Consider the following 19,633-nt stretch of genomic DNA (forward strand, 5'->3'; position numbering starts at 1 on the left):
GCGCGCTTCAATCTTGTTGATGCATGTCGTTATCCCAAACCGCTGCGCAGCCTCGGGTCAGGCCATGGCTCTCGGAGCAAGCTTTTGGGCGACATGCATCAAAACGACGACGGTGGCACGAACAGGCAGATGGTCTTTCCGTCATTGGCGCCGGCGACCGAACACCAGTGATATTCGCCGTCGGGCGAATTCTTGATCCGTGCATCGCTGTAGCCCACGACCTCGCCTGTTCCCTTGATGACATAGCCCTCCGGACGCTCGCTGATCGACGTCTGCGAGACCGCGCGGCAATCGTAGCCAGAACAACAGGAGAATGGGTAACTCCAGCCTTGCGGCTTCGCTGCAGTCGGCGTGGCGTCGTGCGCCAAGGCGGAGGCTGCAAATGTAGTGACGGCGGCCGTCAGAGCCACCACCGCAATGATCGAATTCAGGAGGCGGCGCGCCGTCTTGACGGCTGAGGCCAGTCGGGTTGTGGAAGCAGGCATGGGCGCAATTCCTATCACCGAGTTATCAAGCGTTTCGCTTGCCCGTTCTTGGAACGTATCTTCCCAGTGGCCGGCTCGTCAGGTCGCAAATACGCCGCGTCCGGCCATAAATGCTTTTTCCCCCAGCGTTCGGATGCTGGGCTGATTCCTTTGCTGGCGCAAGAAATTGCTGTGCAACCGAGCGCCGACATCTGCAGCCGGAACCAGCCTGCCGGGGCTGACGAGAGTGACTTCATCAACCCCGGCAGTGGGATCGCGCGGATAACGAGAATCAGCTCGCGGTGGTTCCGGGCCAGGCGACGGCAGGCCTGCAACAATGAACCCGGAGGTAGAAGTAATTGTCGAAAATTCGATGAAAAAACAAAGCCATAAAGCAGCCGCTCAATTACAGTGAAGAGCCTGTTACTCTAGCGTGATGTTCCTGCTGCTTGGGGCGTAGAAGCTTCAGTCGATATCGGCCACCACTTCGCCGGCGCCGCCCTCGATGCGCTGCGACAGCGAGGCCTCCATGAAATCGTCGAGGTCGCCGTCCAGCACGCTCGACGGGCTTGTGCTCTCGACGCCCGTGCGCAGATCCTTCACCAACTGATAAGGCTGCAGAACGTAGGAGCGGATCTGATGGCCCCAGCCGATATCGCTCTTCGACGCTTCGGTGGCGTTGGCCACCGCCTCGCGCTTCTTCAGTTCTTCCTCGTAGAGCCGCGAACGCAGCATCTCCCAGGCCTTCGCCTTGTTCTTGTGCTGGGAGCGCTCAGCCTGGCAGGCGACCGCGATGCCGGTGGCGAGATGGGTGATGCGGACCGCTGAATCGGTGGTGTTGACGTGCTGGCCGCCTGATCCGGACGAACGATAGGTGTCGATGCGGACATCCGATTCGGAAACGTCGATCTCGATCGTATCGTCGATCACGGGATAGACCCAGACGCTGGCGAAGGAGGTGTGACGGCGCGCATTGCTGTCATAGGGCGAAATACGCACGAGACGGTGAACGCCGGATTCCGTCTTCAGCCAACCATAAGCGTTGTGGCCCTTGATCAGCAGCGTGGCGGACTTGATGCCGGCCTCTTCGCCGTCATGCACTTCCAGCACCTCGACCTTGAAGCGGCGCCGCTCGGCCCAACGCGTGTACATGCGCAGGAGCATCGAGGCCCAGTCCTGGCTTTCGGTGCCGCCGGCGCCGGCATGGATTTCGAGATAGCTGTCGTTGGCGTCCGCCTCGCCCGAAAGCAGCGTCTCGATCTGGCGGGCCTTTGCTTCGCCGCGCATCGAGCGGATCGCCGCTTCCGCCTCGGCGACGACGCCCTCATCGCCCTCTTCCTCGCCAAGCTCGATCAAGCCGATATTGTCTTCCAGCGCCTGGGTGAGGCCTTTGACCGCGGCGATGCCTTCCTCGAGGCCCTGACGCTCACGCATCAGCTTCTGAGCCTCCAGCGGCTCGTTCCAGAGGCTCGAATCCTCGGCACGCACATTCAGGTATTCAAGCCGCTTTATGGCTTGATCCCAGTCAAAGATGCCTCCTCAGCAGGGTTATCGCCTGCCTGATTTCGTCGACAATATTCTGCGTTTCCGCGCGCATGGCTGGCCGTTCTGTCCTGTGCTGAAATGGTGCCCTGTCGCTTTAGCAGAGCTTGGGTTGGCGCGATACATAGGGACGGCACCGCCGCCTGTAAAGCGAAATGGGCCGGCTCGAAAGCCGGCCCAAATACCCAATCCTATGTCAGTAGAGCCCGCCGCCGCCGGACTGGATGGCCTGGTTGGCCTGTGGCGACAGCGCGCCGCCGGAGGCGTTGGAGCCGTCCTCACCCATGCCGATCACCCAATAGCTGTCGGCGGGGCCGGTGCCCGGCTTGAAGGCTTCGATAAAGGCGCCGGCGTCGTCCGGGTTGGCCCGCATGCCGGTTTTGCGATTGATGGCGATCAGCTTCATGCCTTCGGGAACCTGGAAATCGACATTGGGCGTGCCGTCCAGCGCCACGCGCATGAAGTCCTTGAAGATCGGCGCAGCAAGGCCGCCGCCGGTCGCGCCCTTGCCAAGACCTTTCGGCTGATCATAGCCCATATAAAGTCCGACAACGAGGTTGGGCGTGTAGCCGATGAACCAGGTATCCTTCTCGTCGTTTGTCGTTCCGGTCTTGCCGGCGATGTGGCGGCCGAGTTCGGCGACGGTAGCGCCGGTACCGCGCTCGACGACGCCCTCCATCATCGAAGTGATCTGATAAGCGGTCATCGGATCGAGCACCTGCTCGGAATTGTCGACCAGTTCCGGCTCAGGCTGGTTCTGCCATTCGGCCGCATTGCAATTTTCGCAGCCGCGTTCGTCCTGCCTGTAGACCGTCTTGCCGTAGCGATCCTGGATCCGGTCGATCAGCGTCGGCTTGATCGACTTGCCGCCGTTGGCCATGATCGAATAAGCCGATACCATGCGCATCACTGTGGTCTCGCCCGACCCGAGCGCCATCGGCAGATACGGCGCCAGTCGATCATAGACGCCGAAGCGCTCGGCATATTCGGCGACCAGCTTCATGCCCATGTCGTTGGCCAGGCGCACAGTCATCAGATTGCGCGACCTCTCGATGCCGGACCGCAAGGTCGCCGGGCCCGCAGTCCTTCCATCGTAGTTTTTCGGCGTCCAGGTCGTGTTGCCGCTCTTGATGGTGATCGGGCCATCCATGATAACCGAAGCCGGCGTATAGCCATTGTCGAGAGCGGCCGCATAGACGATCGGCTTGAACGACGAACCCGGCTGCCGCATGGCCTGGGTGGTACGGTTGAATTCGGATAGCGAATAGGAGAACCCGCCGACCATGGCCAGAACGCGCCCGGTATGCGGATCCATGGCGATCAGGCCGCCCTCCACTTCGGGGGCTTGGCGCAAGATATAGGTCCCATCCGTACCTTCTTTCTTCTGCACGAAGATGACGTCGCCAGGCTTCAGCACGTCCGCCGGCGATTTGGCCTTGACGGTCTTGCCGCCGACCACATGACGCATGGCGAAGCTCATGTCCTCGCGGCTGACGGTGCCTTCGACGCGATCCTTGACAAGTTCGCCCGAGATCTGCCGGGTCGGCCGAAGGCCGATCGACAGACCGCTCTCCGAGCTGTCGAGCACGACGGCGAGCGACCATTCGGGCACGTCGTCCAGTCCCTTGACTTCGCTCAAAGGCACGCCCCAGTCGCCGGACGGGTCGATGGTCTTCACCGGCCCACGATAGCCGCGCAGCGTATCGAACTTCATCAGGCCGTTCTGCATGGCTTTGCGGGCGATGAGCTGCATCTTGGGATCGAGCGTCGTACGGACGGACAGGCCGCCCTCGTAGAGCGCATTCTCGCCGTAGCGCGCGCTGATCTGGCGACGCACCTCCTCGGTGAAATATTCGCCGGCGAACAGATAGGTGCCGGAGCGGCGTGGCTTGACGCCGAGCGGCTCGGCCTTGGCCTTGGCGCCTTCCTCTTGCGTGACGTAGCCGTTGCCGACCATCTGGTCGATCACCCAGTTGCGGCGCTCGATGGCGCGGTCGGCATATTTGAATGGGTGATAGTTGGAGGGGCCCTTCGGCAAAGCCGCCAGATAGGCCGCCTCCGCCACGGTGAGTTCATTCACCGCCTTGTCGAAATAAGTGAGCGCTGCGCCGGCGACGCCATAAGCGCCAAGCCCGAAGAAAATCTCGTTGAGGTAGAGCTCGAGGATGCGGTCCTTCGAATAGGCCTGCTCGATGCGGAAGGCGAGGATCATCTCCTTGATTTTGCGCTCGTAGGTCTGGTCCGAGGACAACAGGAAGTTTTTCGCCACCTGCTGGGTGATCGTCGAGGCGCCGACCTGGCGCTTGCCCGAGCCAGCATTCTGCAGATTGACCATGACTGCGCGGCCAAGGCCGGTCATATCGATGCCGGGGTGATTGTAGAAGTTTTTGTCCTCGGCAGACAGGAAGGCCGCCTTGACACGATCCGGCACCGCCTGGATCGGCAAATACAGGCGCCGCTCGCGCGCATATTCGGCCATCAGCGCACCGTCGGACGCATGGATGCGGGTCGTCACCGGCGGTTCATACTTGGCCAGGACCTCGTAATCGGGCAAATCCTTCGACAAATGGCTGATATAGATCGCCACGCCGGCCGCGACCAAAAGGGCCAGCGCGGTGCCGATGCCGAAGAAATAGCCAATAAGACGAATCATGCCCGCTCCAGTCCTTGGTTCGGGAATTGCCTAAACGAAGCCGCCTTTCGCGCAAGCTTTCGAGACGATCCCGACCGGTAATCGAAAATCCATGTCGCCACCATGTGGGCAAAATGCGGCAGCCTGGAATTTCGGCTTCGAATGGCGAAAATATAAGTGCAAAGTGTTGTCGTCGTGCAACGCTGCCTCTGGTTGTGGCGAGGGCTGGCATCTCAGCCTCCGGTTCCGGCTCCGGCCTTGGCTGAAGCGAACAGGGCGATGGCATTGGTTATGCTCTGGGCCGCCTTGCTGCGCCAATCGGCGCTGAGCAGTTGCGCCTCGTCCTTGGCGTTCGACAGATAGCCGAGTTCGACCAGCACGGAGGGAACATCCGGCGCCTTCAACACCTTGAAGCTGGCCGAACGCTGCGGATTGTTGATGAGGCCGACGCTGGTGGAAAGCTGGCCGACCAGCGTTTGGGCGAAACTCATCGAGAAACTGTGCGTCTCGCGGCGAATCAGGTCGATCAGGATGTCGGTTACTTCCTTGTTGTCGTCCTTGATTTCCATGCCGGCGAATTGGTCGGAAAGGTTTTCACGGTCGGCGAGCGCCTGCGCTTCGGGATCGGAAGCCTTGTCGGAGACGGTGTAGACGGTCGCGCCGCGGAGGCCCTTGACCCTGATCGTGTCGGCGTGGATCGAAATGAGCAGATCGGCCTCGTGCTGGCGGGCAATGCGCACGCGGTCGTCCAGCCGCAGGAATTGGTCCGTCTCGCGCGTCATGAACACGTCGTATTTGCCGACTGCGGCGAGTTTGTCCCGCAATTCGGTGGCGAATGCGAGCGTGACGTTCTTCTCGACCGTGCCGTTCATGCCCTCGGCGCCGCCGTCGATGCCGCCATGGCCTGGATCGATGACGACGGTGAAGCGATGGCCTGGATTGGAGACCGGGCCGGTGCCGACCCTGCCGCCCTTGTCGGAGGAGACCGTCGAGCCGGTGGTCAACGCCTGATTGGCAAGAGCGGCGTCGAACTCCCGCACGGACGCCGCCGACATGTCGATGGCGATGCGGTAGCCGTTGCCGTCATCATTCTTGAGCACGTCGAACTTGTCGACGGCGAACGGGCCCTTGCCAGTGAGAATCAGCCGCGACACCCCCTCGCCGAGATCGCCGTACCGCACGCTCCTGACCAGGCCGCGCGCCTTCACATCCTTGGATTTGATGGCGAATCTCGTGCTTGGCAGGTCGACGACCAGACGGTGGGGGCCGCGCAGCAGGAACCATTTGACGTCGGGCTCACGATCGAAATTCATGACGATGCGCATCTTGGTGGCGTCACCCGCCATTTTGTAGCTCGTCACTGCCAGCGGCGCGTCGGCGGCAAAGGAGACTGGCGAAAGAGCCAGGCAAGCGACAACCAGCAACAGCAGACAAGCGGCGTGGAAGCGGGCGGCGTAGAAAAAAATGCCTCCGGCGCGACCACTCATGTGCGTGAAGACTGCCAGTGCCATCTCTTCCAGTCGCTCCGGTTTGGCGTGAGGCGCCCGATCCTGTTGTCGGCCAATCTTGCTTGTCGGAGTGTCGTCGTCTTGTCGAAACGTCGGTCAGGCCGCGAACTCGATTAACGGTTCGTAACCAGAGAAGGTTAACCAAGCCTTTTCACGCAACGCTTAAAGCCGTGCTTCCGTTGCGGAACTGCATTTTGCCGGCATCGGAAATCGGGGTTGCCTTCCAACCCGCCAAATCATAAAAGCGATGCTGGATCACTGCAATCCTGGAACCGTCCTTCTCCGCAGCTTCCTGCTACAGGTGAGATGAACGACGGCTCCTTTCGCGTCAGGCGAAAAAGGCAACAGGTGATCGCGACGAATTTCGCAGGTGTAAGCCCGTGGCGGGGGAAGCGCCTGCGTGAGGAAAACGGCCGGGATTGTCCCGCGCCGGCTCTGTACGAGCAAACAAGCTGGTCCGGTTTTCCCGGGCTTTGGTTCAAAAAGGTTCTGCTGGTTACGATGGCTTCAAGCGCAATCATGGAAAGGTCCGCAGCAAACCGCGCCATTATGGCTGCGGGCGGCACCGCCATGGCGCTCAGGCAGCGGCCGGCGGACATTCAATTGCCCGGCACCCATGTTCATCCACATTCACAGCGGCGGGCTTTGCCCCGCAAGCTGCGGCTGACGGCTGCCGGGGGGAAACGAAATAATGCCCAACAAAATGCTGATAGACGCCTCCCACCCGGAGGAAACACGAGTTGTCGTCGTTCGCGGTAACCGTATTGAAGAATTCGACTTTGAATCCCAGGACAAGAAGCAGCTCAAAGGAAATATCTACCTCGCCCGCGTAACCCGCGTCGAACCCTCGCTTCAGGCAGCCTTTGTCGAATATGGCGGCAACCGTCACGGTTTCCTCGCCTTCAGTGAAATTCATCCCGACTACTACCAGATTCCGGTCGCCGACCGTCAGGCGCTGCTGCGCGCGGAAGCGCAGGAGGCTGAAGACGAGGACGATGAGGACGGCGATGGCGACGATCGCCAGAACCGTGATCGCGGCCGGCGCGGACGCCGCCGCGGCGGCAAGAGCCGCGACCGAGGCGAGCACAAGCGTGATGCAGGTGCGGCCGATTCGGACGATTCTGGCGATTCCAGCGACAGCGGGTCCAGCGACAGCGGGTCCAACAACAGCGTCTCCAATGAGTCCAATGACAGCCGTTCCAATGAGGGCGGCGAACACGGCGAGGATGCGGTCGCGCAGAACGTCGATGCCTCAGAAAAAGTCGACACGCCGTCCGCTGCTTCGGAACATGGCGAGGCTGTCGCCAGTCATAGCGAGGCAAGTCCTGATGAGACGAGCCGTGACGAGACTGGCCATGGCCGTGACGAAACTGGCGGTGACGAAACTGGGCCTTCCGAAGGCGGTCCGAATTCCATCGCCGCCAGCATCGAATCGGATGTGATTTCCGAAGCCGTGCCGCAGGCTGATGCGGCCGGCGAAGCCACCTCCACCGACAATGATCGCGGCATGCTGGAAGAGGTGCAGTCATCGCATCCGGATGACCATGAGGTCGAATCGGTCGGCGCCGAGGATGCGCTGGAAGAAGCGCGCAACCGCCGCAAGCCGGTGCGCCGCCAGTACAAGATCCAGGAAGTGATCAAGCGCCGGCAGATCCTTCTGGTGCAGGTCGTCAAGGAAGAGCGCGGCAACAAGGGCGCGGCGCTCACCACCTACCTGTCGCTTGCCGGCCGCTATTCGGTGCTGATGCCGAACACGGCGCGCGGCGGCGGCATCTCGCGCAAGATCACCAACGCACAGGACCGCAAGCGGCTGAAGGAGGTCGTCGCCGATCTCGAAGTGCCGCAGGGCATGGGCGTCATCCTGCGCACGGCCGGCGAAAGCCGCACCAAGGCCGAGATCAAGCGCGACTACGAATATCTGATGCGGCTTTGGGAAAACGTCCGCAACCTGACGCTGCAGTCGACGGCCCCTGCCCTCGTCTACGAGGAAGGCAGCCTGATCAAGCGCTCGGTGCGCGACCTCTACAACAAGGACATCGACGAGATCCTGGTCTCCGGCGAAGAGGGTTATCGCGAGGCCAAGGATTTCATGCGCATGCTGATGCCCAGCCACGCCAAGGTCGTGCAGCCGTTCCGCGACACGACGCCGATCTTCGTGCGCAACGGCATCGAGGCGCAGCTCGACCGCATGCTGCAGCCGCAGGTGACGCTGAAGAGCGGCGGCTACATCATCATCAACCAGACCGAAGCGCTGGTCGCCATCGACGTCAATTCGGGCCGCTCCACCAAGGAGCACTCGATCGAGGACACAGCGCTTCACACCAATCTGGAAGCGGCCGAGGAGGTCGCACGGCAGCTGAGGCTGCGCGATCTCGCCGGCCTGATCGTCATCGACTTCATCGACATGGAGGAGAACCGCAACAACCGCTCCGTCGAGAAGCGGCTGAAGGATCACCTCAAGAACGATCGCGCCCGCATCCAGGTCGGCCGCATCTCGCATTTCGGCCTGATGGAGATGTCGCGCCAGCGCATCCGCGCCAGCGTGCTGGAATCGACGATGAAGCCTTGCCCGCATTGCGGCGGCACCGGCCATGTGCGGTCCGATTCGTCCGTCGCGCTGATGGTGGTGCGGGCGATCGAGGAATTCCTGCTCAAGGATTCGCGCAGCCACATCACGGTGCGGACGCCGGCGGCGACCGCGCTCTATGTGCTCAACCACAAGCGCGGCACGCTGGTGGAGCTCGAAAACCGCTTCGGCCTGACCATCACAGTCGAGGCCGACGATACGGTCGGCGCCCAGCACTATGCGATCTTCCGCGGCGCGCTGGCCGAAAAGCCTGAAGGCTTCGTCGAGGTGCGGACCTTGCCCGCCTATGTCGAGCCGGAAGAGCCCGCCGACGAAATCGTCATCGAGGAGGAGGAAGACGAGGTCGTTGCACCGGCGGAACAACCGCGCCAGGCGCAGCAGCCGCAGCAGCCAAGGCCCAGCGAGGAGGGCGAAGGCCGCGACCGCAAGCGCCGCAAGCGCCGCAGACGGCGCGGCGGCAAGGATCGCGACCGCGAGCATGGCGCCCCCGTGGAAGGCGCGTCCATCTCGGCCACTGCCGATGGCGTCTCCGAAGCCGCAAGCGATGAAGGCGCCGAAGCAGACCACGAGGACCAGGTCGGCGTCACCGAGGCGGTGGAAGCGTCGGATGACGGGCAAGAGCCTGAAGGTCGGGAGCCTGATGAAGGTCTGGGCAAAAAGCGTCGGCGCGGCAAGCGCGGCGGCAAACGCAATCGCCGTGAAGACGGCGAAGGCGAGGTCGATGCAGGCTCTGCCGAGTCGGCTGACCGTCCCGAGGTCTTGGAGGACGTAGCCGTCTCCGGCGAACCGGCAGCAGCAACGCCGGTCGAAGCAACGCCGGTCGAAGAGCCTGTCGACCTTGCTCCGGCCAATGACGACATGCCAAGCGCCGAAAAGCCGAAGAAGCCGCGTCGCGCCGCCAAACCGAAGAAGGCTGCGGCGGACGTCGTTGCCGAGACGCCGGTAGCCGAGCCGGAAATTTCTGCCGAGGCTCCCGCAGCTGTTTCGGAGGAAACAGCCGTGGCCGCCGTCGACGAGAAACCAAAGGTCCGCCCGTCGCGACGCAAGCCCGTACCGGTCGATGCTCCGGTTGAGCCGATCGTGTCCTCGACTGTTGCCGAAGAGGAAAAGACCGAGGAGAAGCCGAAGCGTGCCGGCTGGTGGCAGCGGAAAGGCTTTTTCTAAGCTTTTCAGTAGTTTAGCCTGATCTTCTGACCAAAAAAATCCCGCGCTGTCCTGTCGACAGCGCGGGATTTTACTTGGCTGAAGCGGGCCAATCTCTATGGCGCCCCCAAATCTCTATGGCGCGAAAACCGACCAGTTCATCATCTTCGCCAGCCTTTCCAGCGCAATCGACCCCAGCCTGGAATTGCCGTTGGCGTTGAGGCCGGGCGACCAGACGGCAAGCGACGCCACGCCCGGCACGATCGCTAAAATGCCGCCGCCGACGCCGCTCTTGCCCGGGATGCCGACGCGAAAGGCGAAATCGCCTGAGCCGTCATAGTGGCCGCAGGTCAGCATCATCGCGCCGATCCGGCGTGCGCGCTCGGCCGACACCACGGAATGGCCAGTCGCCGGGTTCTTGCCGCCATTGGCGAGGAAGCGGCCGGCCAGAGCCAGTTGCCGGCAGCTCATCGCGATGGCGCAATGGTGGAAATAGACGCCCAGCGCCAGATCTGGCGCGTGGCTGAGATTGCCGAAGGATTTCATGTAGTTGGCGAGCGCCAAGTTGCGAAAACCGGTGGCTCGTTCCGAAGCCGCGACCTCGCGGTCGATGATGATGGTCTCGTCGTCGGCCAGGAACTGGATGAAGCGCAGGATCTCGCCGATCGCCTCGCGCGGCTGGTGGCCGGCGAGCAGAATGTCGGAAATGACGATGGCGCCGGCATTGATGAACGGATTGCGCGGAATGCCGTTCTCGTGCTCGAGCTGGACGATCGAGTTGAACGGGTTGCCCGAAGGCTCGCGCCCGACACGCTGCCACAACGCGTCGCCGACATTGCCCAGCGCCAATGTCAGCGTGAACACCTTCGAAATGCTCTGGATCGAAAACGGCTCATCGGCGTCGCCCGCCATCAGCACGCGACCGTCATTGGTCACCGCGGCAATGCCGAACTTTTTCGGATCGACCTTGCCGAGCTGCGGAATGTAGGTCGCGACGTCGCCGCGATCGGTGCGCTCGGCCATTTCGGCGGCAATCTCGGTCAAGGCCTGCTCGAGGTCCGGCATCGCGCTATCTCAGCCAGCGTTCGATGCGCATCATCGCCTCGACCATCTCGTCGTGGCTGCCGGCATAGGAAAAGCGCATGGCTCGATGACCTTGAAGCGGATCGAAATCGCGGCCGGGCGTCGCCGCCACATGCGCCTCGGCCAGCATCTTGCGCGCGAAGGCCATGCTGTCGTTGGTGTGCCTGGTGACGTTGCAGAAGGCGTAGAACGCCCCGTCCATCGGTGCCGCCAGGGTAAAGCCGAGTTCGGGCAGGCGTTTCATCAAAAGCTCGCGATTGCCCGCGTATCGCGCCTTCACCGCCTCCAATTCCGCGGTTGCCTTGAACGCCTCGATCGCGGCGATCTGGGACAATTCCGGCGGTGAGATGTAGAGACTCTGGGCGATGCGCTCGACCGGCCGCACCAATGGTTCCGGCAGCACCATCCAGCCGATGCGCCAACCGGTCATGCAGTAGTATTTCGAGAAGGAATTGATCACCGTCACGTCAGGGCCGCAGGCAAGCGCTGTCGTGTCCGGCGCAGCGTAAGCCAGCCGGTGGTAGATCTCATCGGAGATCACGGCGATGCCGAGTTCTTGCGCCGTCGTCACCAGCGCCGACAGCTCGTCGGCGGGGATAATCGCCCCGGTCGGATTGGCCGGGCTGGCAAACAACACGCCCTTCAGCTTCTTTTCGCGATGCGCAGCCTTCAAATGTTCGGCGTGGAGATAGGCATCACCGTCGAGCTCGATCTCGACGATCTCGATGCCGAGCGCGGCCATGATGTTGCGATAGGCCGGATAACCGGGGGCGGCGATGGCGACACGGTCGCCTGGATCGAACATCGCCAGAAATGCCAGGTTGAAGGCGGCCGACGATCCGGTGGTGACGGCGATCCGGCCGGGTGAAACGGCCAGCCCGTAGTGGTCGGCATAGTGCTGCGCGATTGCCTCGCGCAGGCCCGCAAGACCCAGTGCGTCGGTGTAGCCGATTCGCCCCATGTTCAATGCATTCGTCGCCGCTTGCCTGACTCCGGCCGGCGCCGGATCCGACGGCTGGCCAACGGCCATGGAAACGACCGGCACGCCCCTGGCTTTCAGCCGATTCGCTTCCGCCAGAATGTCCATGGCGTGGAACGGCTCGACGTCGCCGCGACGCGAAAGCGATACAACCATTTGACCAAATTTCCTTGTACGCCCTTGGGTCAGCCCTTTGAGATCGGCCCTTGGGCCGGCGCTTGCCAGCTGCCGGGCGCCGAGCTTTGGCGTCCCGCGCCGCACAAATGCCCGATTGATGTGAGGATCACAAGTTCAGTAAAGTTTCAGTGCCGACTTTTCATCCTCCATCCGCTCGTCTACCAGTGGACCTGCCATGTTGAGCCGACCCAAATCGACGATAGCCAGGGCAGCGCGCGCCTTCGCGACGCTTTCGCTTGCCGCGACGGTCGCTGTGACCAGCACCGTCAGCGCTTTTGCGCAAAACGTGCCGGTGGTGCGCGATGCCGAGATCGAGGCGCTGGTGCGCGCCTATGCGCGGCCGATCTTCAGGGCCGCGGGCCTGCCGGAAGACGGCGTCGACATCGTGCTGGTCAACGACCAGAGTTTCAACGCCTTCGTGGCCGGGTCCCGCCTGTTCATCAACACCGGCGCCCTGATGTCGGCGGAGACGCCCAACGAGATCATCGGCGTCATCGCCCATGAAGCCGGCCATATCGCCGGTGGCCACCAGCAAAAATTGCGCAACCAGCTCGAACGCGCCAAGACGATGGCCATCATCGCGACGCTGCTTGGCGCCGGTGCCATGGTTGCCGGCGCCACCAGCAAGAGCCGGGGCCTGGCCGGCGCCGGCATGGGGGTTGCAGCTGGCGGCGGCGAGATGGCGCAGCGCAGTATCCTCGCTTATCAGCGCACCGAAGAGATGACCGCCGACCGCTCGGCGATAACCTATCTCAATGCCACCGGCCAGTCCGGCCTGGGCATGCTGAAGACCTTCGGCCGCTTTCAGAGCGCGCTTTCGCTGTCGGGGGCGCAGGTCGACCCCTACCGCATCAGCCATCCGCTGCCGCGCGAACGCATCGCCAACCTTGAAGTCCTGGTCAAAAAAAGCCCCTACGTCGAAAAGGTCGATCCGCCGGCGCTGCAGCAGCGGCACGACATGATGCGCATCAAGATCGCTGCCTATATGGGAGGTCAGGCCGCCGCATCGCGGCTGATGCGCAAGATGCCGGGCAGCCTCGCCTCGCAATATGGCGACGCGCAGACGAGCTACCTTTTCGGCAATCTGGCCGGGGCGCTTGCCAAGACCAACGCGCTGATCAAGGCACAGCCGAAGAACCCCTATTTCCAGGAATTGCGCGGCGACATCCTGATGAAGGCGAACAAACCGAAGGCCGCCGCGGAAGCCTATGCCAAGGCGGTCAGCCTCGACCCAGCGCGATCCGGGCTGCTGCCGGTTTCCTATGGCCAGGCGCTGATGGCAGTCGGCACGCCCGATTCCCTGGAGAAAGCGGTGGTGCAGATCAACAAGGGTCTCGCGCGCGACCGAGAAAACGCCGTCGGTTACCGCCATCTTGCGCAAGCCTATGGCGAGCTTGGCAACATTCCGGCCGCCGACCTTGCGACCGCCGAAGGCCATTTCTATTCTGGCGCCTACAAGGATGCCAAGATCTTCGCAATGCGCGCGCAGATGAAAATGAAGCGCGGCGAGCCGGGCTGGATCCGCGCGCAGGACATCATAAACTACGCACCATCAGGCAAGAAAAAGTGAACCTTCCGGCCGCGCGCGGCGACAAGTAGTGGACCAATCGGGTAGTCGAACCAATCGGGTAGTCGGGCCAATCGGGTCGGACGACCGGGCCGGAAACCAGGCAAGAGGATCAGGGATGATGACGAAGGCAATTCTGCTGGCCACCACGGGCGTGGCGGTCGCTCTCGCCATGCTGGGTTTCGGGTTCGTGACCGGAAGTCCGCAGCCGGCAAAAGCCGATGCCGCGCAGATCGCCCAGGCAGCCGCCGCCGACACCAAGATCGACCGGGCTGAAGTCGAAGGCATCATCCGCGACTATCTGCTGAAGAACCCGGAAGTGCTGCTGGAGGCTCAGGAAGCGCTCGAGGCCAAGCAGAAGGAGGCGCAGCGCGTCGCCAGTCTCGACGTCATCAAAGATGCCAAGGACCAGATCTTCAACTCGGCCTTCGACGGCGTCGTCGGCAATCCGAACGGCAAGGTCACCATCGTCGAATTCTACGATTACAATTGCGGCTACTGCAAACGCGCCATGGAGGACATGCAGACGCTGACGACAGCCGATCCGGACCTGCGCTTCGTGCTCAAGGAGTTCCCGATCCTCGGCCCGGATTCGCAGAAGGCAAGCGTCGTCTCGATGGCCTTCCACCTGATGATGCCGGAGAAATACGGCGAGTTCCACAACGCGCTGCTCGGCGCCCAGGGACGCGCCACCGAAGCGGCGGCCATCAAGGTAGCGCTTTCGCTCGGCGCCGACGAAGCGACGCTGCGCGAGAAGATGAAGGATCCGTCGATCGCCGAGGCCCTCTCCAAGACCTATGATCTTGCCAACAAGCTGGCCATCACCGGAACGCCCTCCTATGTGGTCGGCAACGAGGTGGTGTTCGGTGCGCTCGGCCAAGGCGTGCTGGCGGAAAAGATCGAGGCGGCCAAGGCCGCACTCTGATCGGCCGCTGGCTTTCGGCGCAGGCCATTTTCCGCCTGTTGTGGACAGCGAAAGAACCCACTTGCGCTCTTTTCGCAGGCGTCTAAGCCCAGTAGAGGCCCAGTGCGCCGACTGATGCCGGCGCTGATGTGGTGGATTTGAAGTTCCTGCTGCTTTGGTGGCGTCAGCGTTCAGGAACTTTAAATCCACCACATCAGAAATGTATAAATTGCCAGTATGGCTTTGAATCCGAAATTCGTTCAAAGCGCTGTTCCAACGTATTGCGAATTTCGGATTCGAAACCACACTGGGAAAAGGTCGGCATTTTGAAAACGGTTTTCGTCCTGAACGGTCCCAACCTCAACGCGCTCGGCAAGCGCGAGCCGGGCATCTATGGCGGCAAGACGCTGGCCGCGATCGCCGACGATTGCAAGCAGGCAGGTGCGGCACTTGGGCTCGAGATCGATTTCCGTCAGTCGAACCATGAGGGCGACCTCGTCGACTGGATACAGGAAGCCGCCGACAAGGCTGTCGGCATCGTCATCAATCCGGGCGCCTACAGCCACACCTCGATCGCCATTCACGACGCCATCCGCTCCGTCGCGCCATTCCCCGTCGCCGAAGTTCATCTTTCCAACATCCATGCGCGAGAATCATTCCGCCACGTCTCCATGGTCTCGCCAGTCGCCGTCGGCGTGATCTGCGGGTTCGGGCCGCTCGGCTACACACTGGCGCTGCAGGCGCTGGCCGCACGCCTATGACCGGCCAACAAACAGAAGGCTCGAAAATGTCGATAAAAAAGAATGGTGTTGACCAGCAGCTTATCCGCGATCTGGCGGGCATACTGAACGACACCAACCTCACCGAGATCGAGGTCGAGCTGGGCGACTTGAAGGTGCGCGTGTCGCGACAGGCGCCGGCCGTCCATGCGGTCGCCGCACCGCAGCCCGCCTATGCCCCGCCGGCAGCGCAGCCGGCCGGCGCAGCCGCCCCGGCAGCGGCCGACGTGTCCAAGAACGCAGTGGCCTCGCCGATGGTCGGCACCGCCTACCTGGCGCCATCGCCCGACGCCAAGGCGTTCATCGAAGTCGGCCAACAGGTCAAGGAAGGCCAGACGCTGCTGATCATCGAGGCGATGAAGACGATGAACCAGATTCCCTCGCCGCGTGCCGGAACGGTGACGGCGATCCTGTTCGAGGATGCGCAGCCGGTCGAATATGGCATGCCGCTCGTCGTGATCGAGTAGAGCCGGGAACAGCCGAAAAATGTTCCAGAAAATCCTCATCGCCAATCGCGGCGAAATCGCTCTGAGGGTGCTGCGCGCCTGCAAGGAGCTCGGCATCCAGACGGTGGTGGTGCATTCCACCGCCGACGCCGACGCCATGCATGTGCGTCTCGCCGACGAGAGCGTCTGCATCGGCCCACCGCCGTCGCGCGACAGCTATCTCAACATCCACCAGATCGTTGCGGCGTGCGAGATCACCGGCGCCGACGCGGTGCATCCGGGCTACGGATTCCTGTCGGAGAATGCCAAATTCGCCGATATCCTCGCCGCGCACAACATCACCTTCATCGGCCCGTCCGGCGATCACATCCGCATCATGGGCGACAAGATCGAGGCCAAGCGCACCGCAAAGCGCCTTGGCATTCCGGTGGTGCCCGGCTCCGACGGCGCGGTGACCGAGGAAAAGGAAGCCAGACGCATCGCCGCCGAGATCGGGTACCCCGTGATCATCAAGGCGTCGGCCGGCGGCGGCGGACGCGGCATGAAGGTGGCGCGCAGCGAAGCCGATCTTGTGGTCGCACTGCAGACGGCGCGCTCGGAAGCCGGTGCCGCATTCGGCGACGACGCCGTCTACATCGAGAAGTATCTCGAAAAGCCGCGCCACATCGAGGTCCAGGTGTTCGGCGACGGTGCCGGCCGCGGCGTGCATTTCGGCGAACGCGACTGTTCGCTGCAGCGCCGCCACCAGAAAGTCTGGGAAGAGGCGCCCTCGCCGGCGCTCAATGCCGAGGAGCGCGCGCATATCGGCGGCGTCTGTGCCAGGGCGATTGCCGATCTCGGCTACTCCGGCGCCGGCACCATCGAATTCCTCTATGAGAACGGCGAGTTCTATTTCATCGAGATGAACACGCGCCTGCAGGTCGAGCATCCGGTGACGGAGGCAATCACCGGCATCGACCTCGTGCACGAGCAGATCCGCGTCGCCTCGGGCGGCGGGCTTTCCATGCGCCAGGAAGAGATCCGTTTTCAGGGCCACGCCATCGAATGCCGCATCAATGCCGAGGATCCGCGCACCTTCACCCCCTCGCCCGGCACGATCACCCACTTCCACACGCCGGGAGGCCTCGGCATCCGTGTCGATTCCGGCGTCTATTCCGGCTACAAGATCCCGCCTTACTACGACAGTTTGATCGGCAAGCTGATCGTGCACGGCCGCAATCGCGTCGAATGCATGATGCGGCTGCGGCGGGCGCTCGACGAATTCGTCGTCGACGGCATCAAGACGACACTGCCGCTGTTTCGCGATCTCGTCGGCAATGCCGATATCGCCAATGGCGAGTATGACATCCACTGGCTGGAAAAATATCTGGCCGATGAGGATTAGGACGTGAACTTATAGAATATAATGGCGCGATGACCCGTCCCTACGCGCCAGGCTATCGCATCCCGACCGACCTGTTGCTCAAGGCCTACGCCTCTGGGGTCTTTCCGATGGCCGAAAGCGCCACCGATCCGGAAGTGTTCTGGGTGCGGCCGGAGACGCGCGGCATCATCCCGCTGGACGGATTTCACACGCCCAAAAGCCTGAGGAAGGCGATCCGGAAAAACCTGTTCGATATCCGTTTCGATTTTGATTTCGAGGCGACCATCGACGGCTGCGCCGAGAGGCGCGAGGAACGCCGGTCGACCTGGATCAACGCGCCGATCCGCGAGGCCTATGTCGAACTCCATCGGATGGGCCATTGCCATTCGGTCGAAGCCTGGCGCGAGGGTCGGCTGGTTGGCGGCCTCTACGGCGTGTCTCTTGGCCGGGTGTTCTTCGGCGAAAGCATGTTCGCCAGGGAAACGGACGCGTCGAAGGTCTGCCTGGTGCACCTGGTCGAACGCCTGAAGGAACGGCGCTTTGCGTTGCTCGACACGCAGTTCACCACCGAGCACCTCAAACGCTTTGGCGCGGTCGACGTGCCAAGGGGCAAGTATGAAAAGATGTTGGCTGACGCGCTGAAGGGCGAAGCGGTCTTTTTCCCATGATCTGAGCCAAAGGTCGGTTTTTGGTCAGGTTTTTGCGGCAGGCTCAAGCGGCGTCTGCGCGTGGAACATCATCTTCCAGCCATTGACGCGATGGACATAGCCGGTGCTGACCAGCGCCGCATAAGGCTCGCCATTCTCGCGCGTGGCATGGGCCTCATAGGTCAGCATGACAATGTCGCTGCCCGGCTCGATGATGCCCATGAGGTCGATGTCGAGATCGCGCCAGCGATTTAGGCCCGTCGCGGTTTCGGCCAGATCGGCGTTGCTCATCGTTTGCGCCATCTGTGGGAAAGCCACCAGGCATTTGGTGTCGGCATTGGCTTTGAAATAGGCTGCGTCGCCGGTCCAGAACCCTTTTTCGAGATCGAGGAGTTCGTTCTTGTTGGCCATCATGGGAACATCTCCGTAACGCCAGCCATGACCAACGCACGAAGAATAAGGCGGTTCCGGAAGGCTCAGTAGGGATCCCGAACAGGCGATCCCGCACGCCAGGCATTATAACTGGTCTTGGCTAATTGGTTTTGGCCGCGTCGGGTGCCGGCACTTCCGACTTCTGCTTGCAGCCCTTCAGCCAGACGTCGTAGACGGCGTGCTCGACGGCGTTGAGGCCGGGGCTTTCGGCAAACATCCAGCCGGTGAAGATACGGCGGATCTTGCGATCCAGCGTGATCTCGTCGACCTCGACGAAAGAATCGGTCTTCGGCTCTTCGGTTTGCGGCTGCGAATAGCAGATGCGCGGCGTCACCTGCAAAGCGCCGAACTGCACCGTTTCGTCGATATAGACATCGAAGGTGATGATGCGGCCGGTGATCTTGTCGATGCCGGCGAATTCGGCGACAGGATTGGTGATGCGTTGTGGTGCGGCCGGTGCCGCTGGCGCCACTGTCGCATCCGGTTCCACTATCGCATCCGGGTTCAAAGGCGCATCCGGTTCCACTGGCGCCTCAAATTCCGTCGGCGCCCCCGGGTCCACTGGCGCCTCAAATTCCGTCGGCGCCCCCGGGTCCACTGGCGCCTCCAGCGTCTGAGCGGCGGCGATGCTAAAAGCCGCAAAAGCGGTGGCGGCCACCGTCAGTCCGCCTATCGAGATTCGGCTGAAAATGCTCATGTAGGGATCCGGTGGTTTGCGCCCGGGGTGATTCTGTCGCGCCCAAGGCTAGTCGCTGCTGTCAGATCGACAAGCAGCTAAACGCCAATTGTGGCGATAAAGGATCGATCCGCCCTTGGCGAGCGGTTAGAGACCGTTTGGAAACTCTACTCTGGCGGCCATCTGACGGCGCTTTCTGCGCTTCCGGTGCTCACGGACCCAAATGTCCGCTCCGCGCCGGTTCTCGAAACCACCACCATATGACTCGCCAGAGCGAATTTCGAAACAGTCTCTCACGACCCCGGCGTCCAGGCGTCGTAATCGCCGGTCACCTGCGGGCGGTGCTGATTGCTGAGTATCGAGCCCTTGGGACGATAGGCCGCGGCACTTCCGGTGAGGTTCGGCTGATGCGACTTCTGCCAGTCGTGTGGCTTGTAGTTGTCGCTCGTCGGCGGGACATCGACGCGGTGATGCATCCAGCCATGCCAGCCGGGCGGAATCATCGAGGCTTCCGAATAGTCGCGATAGATGACCCAGCGGCGGGTGCGGCCTTCCGAATCGACACCACCCTCGTAGTAGACGTTGCCAGCCTCGTCCTGCCCGACTTTCTTGCCATGCCGCCAGGTGTGGAAGCGCGTGCCCAGCGTCTGGCTGTTCCACCAGGTGAAAAACTGCAGAAGGAAAGTCTTCATCCAAAATCCTCG

Annotated in this window: 16 protein-coding genes; 7 read left to right on the forward strand and 9 right to left on the reverse strand. The window is 62.3% G+C overall.

Going from position 1 to position 19,633, the window contains the following annotated elements:
• Positions 1-98: 98 nt before the first annotated feature.
• From M727_RS0121885 to M727_RS0121900, 4 genes are all read right to left on the reverse strand, one after another.
• Positions 99-485: a hypothetical protein gene (locus tag M727_RS0121885; protein WP_036262977.1), complete on the reverse strand. Its 387-nt coding sequence runs from the start codon at positions 483-485 to the stop codon at positions 99-101.
• A gap of 444 nt (positions 486-929) precedes the next feature.
• Positions 930-2,061, reverse strand: a protein-coding gene (prfB, locus tag M727_RS0121890) for a peptide chain release factor 2 (RefSeq protein WP_128173254.1) whose coding sequence is annotated in 2 segments (ribosomal slippage) — positions 930-1,994 and positions 1,996-2,061 — 1,131 coding nt in all. Because the reading frame shifts where the segments join, the coding sequence is not laid out codon by codon here.
• A gap of 141 nt (positions 2,062-2,202) precedes the next feature.
• On the reverse strand, positions 2,203-4,659 hold the full coding sequence (locus M727_RS0121895; protein ID WP_027154449.1) for a penicillin-binding protein 1A: 2,457 nt from the start codon (positions 4,657-4,659) through the stop codon (positions 2,203-2,205).
• A gap of 212 nt (positions 4,660-4,871) precedes the next feature.
• Entirely contained in the window at positions 4,872-6,125 is a 1,254-nt protein-coding gene (locus M727_RS0121900) for an N-acetylmuramoyl-L-alanine amidase (RefSeq protein WP_156941591.1), read from the reverse strand.
• Positions 6,126-6,837: 712 nt separating this feature from the next.
• Between M727_RS0121900 and M727_RS0121905 the strand changes: the two genes are divergently transcribed.
• A complete protein-coding gene (locus M727_RS0121905) occupies positions 6,838-9,897 on the forward strand; it encodes a ribonuclease E/G (RefSeq protein WP_027154451.1) in 3,060 nt (1,019 codons plus the stop codon).
• Between the two features lie 114 nt (positions 9,898-10,011).
• Here M727_RS0121905 and M727_RS0121910 read toward each other — a convergent pair whose 3' ends face one another.
• Together M727_RS0121910 and M727_RS0121915 are read right to left on the reverse strand one after the other, a co-directional pair.
• Complete coding sequence (locus tag M727_RS0121910; protein WP_023798153.1) at positions 10,012-10,941, reverse strand: glutaminase; 930 nt, start codon at positions 10,939-10,941, stop codon at positions 10,012-10,014.
• A 4-nt stretch (positions 10,942-10,945) separates the two neighbouring features.
• On the reverse strand, positions 10,946-12,094 hold the full coding sequence (locus M727_RS0121915) for an aminotransferase class I/II-fold pyridoxal phosphate-dependent enzyme (protein ID WP_027154452.1): 1,149 nt from the start codon (positions 12,092-12,094) through the stop codon (positions 10,946-10,948).
• A 196-nt stretch (positions 12,095-12,290) separates the two neighbouring features.
• Between M727_RS0121915 and M727_RS0121920 the strand changes: the two genes are divergently transcribed.
• The 6 genes from M727_RS0121920 to aat all read left to right on the forward strand — a co-directional run bounded on the left by M727_RS0121920 (position 12,291) and on the right by aat (position 17,842).
• Positions 12,291-13,685: a M48 family metalloprotease gene (locus M727_RS0121920; protein ID WP_027154453.1), complete on the forward strand. Its 1,395-nt coding sequence runs from the start codon at positions 12,291-12,293 to the stop codon at positions 13,683-13,685.
• Between the two features lie 118 nt (positions 13,686-13,803).
• Positions 13,804-14,607, forward strand: a complete 804-nt coding sequence (locus M727_RS0121925) for a DsbA family protein (RefSeq protein ID WP_027154454.1) — start codon at positions 13,804-13,806, stop codon at positions 14,605-14,607.
• 305 nt (positions 14,608-14,912) lie between these two features.
• Positions 14,913-15,347 carry a type II 3-dehydroquinate dehydratase gene (aroQ, locus tag M727_RS0121930; protein ID WP_027154455.1) on the forward strand — a complete coding sequence of 145 codons (435 nt, stop codon included), beginning with the start codon at positions 14,913-14,915 and terminating at the stop codon, positions 15,345-15,347.
• Positions 15,348-15,373: 26 nt separating this feature from the next.
• On the forward strand, positions 15,374-15,832 hold the full coding sequence (gene accB / locus M727_RS0121935; protein ID WP_027154456.1) for an acetyl-CoA carboxylase biotin carboxyl carrier protein: 459 nt from the start codon (positions 15,374-15,376) through the stop codon (positions 15,830-15,832).
• Between the two features lie 19 nt (positions 15,833-15,851).
• Complete coding sequence (gene accC, locus M727_RS0121940; protein ID WP_027154457.1) at positions 15,852-17,195, forward strand: acetyl-CoA carboxylase biotin carboxylase subunit; 1,344 nt, start codon at positions 15,852-15,854, stop codon at positions 17,193-17,195.
• A 29-nt stretch (positions 17,196-17,224) separates the two neighbouring features.
• Complete coding sequence (aat, locus tag M727_RS0121945; RefSeq protein WP_027154458.1) at positions 17,225-17,842, forward strand: leucyl/phenylalanyl-tRNA--protein transferase; 618 nt, start codon at positions 17,225-17,227, stop codon at positions 17,840-17,842.
• A 24-nt stretch (positions 17,843-17,866) separates the two neighbouring features.
• Here aat and M727_RS0121950 read toward each other — a convergent pair whose 3' ends face one another.
• From M727_RS0121950 to M727_RS0121960, 3 genes are all read right to left on the reverse strand, one after another.
• On the reverse strand, positions 17,867-18,235 hold the full coding sequence (locus M727_RS0121950) for a hypothetical protein (RefSeq protein ID WP_027154459.1): 369 nt from the start codon (positions 18,233-18,235) through the stop codon (positions 17,867-17,869).
• A gap of 118 nt (positions 18,236-18,353) precedes the next feature.
• The gene (locus M727_RS43160) at positions 18,354-18,950 is read right to left on the reverse strand and encodes a DUF2155 domain-containing protein (RefSeq protein WP_036262992.1); all 597 of its coding nucleotides are present in this window, start codon (positions 18,948-18,950) and stop codon (positions 18,354-18,356) included.
• 272 nt (positions 18,951-19,222) lie between these two features.
• A complete protein-coding gene (locus tag M727_RS0121960) occupies positions 19,223-19,621 on the reverse strand; it encodes an NADH:ubiquinone oxidoreductase subunit NDUFA12 (RefSeq protein WP_027154460.1) in 399 nt (132 codons plus the stop codon).
• Between the last annotated feature and the right edge of the window lie 12 nt (positions 19,622-19,633).

This window comes from Mesorhizobium sp. WSM2561 (genome assembly GCF_000513915.1).
Classification (GTDB): Bacteria; Pseudomonadota; Alphaproteobacteria; order Rhizobiales; family Rhizobiaceae; genus Mesorhizobium; species Mesorhizobium muleiense.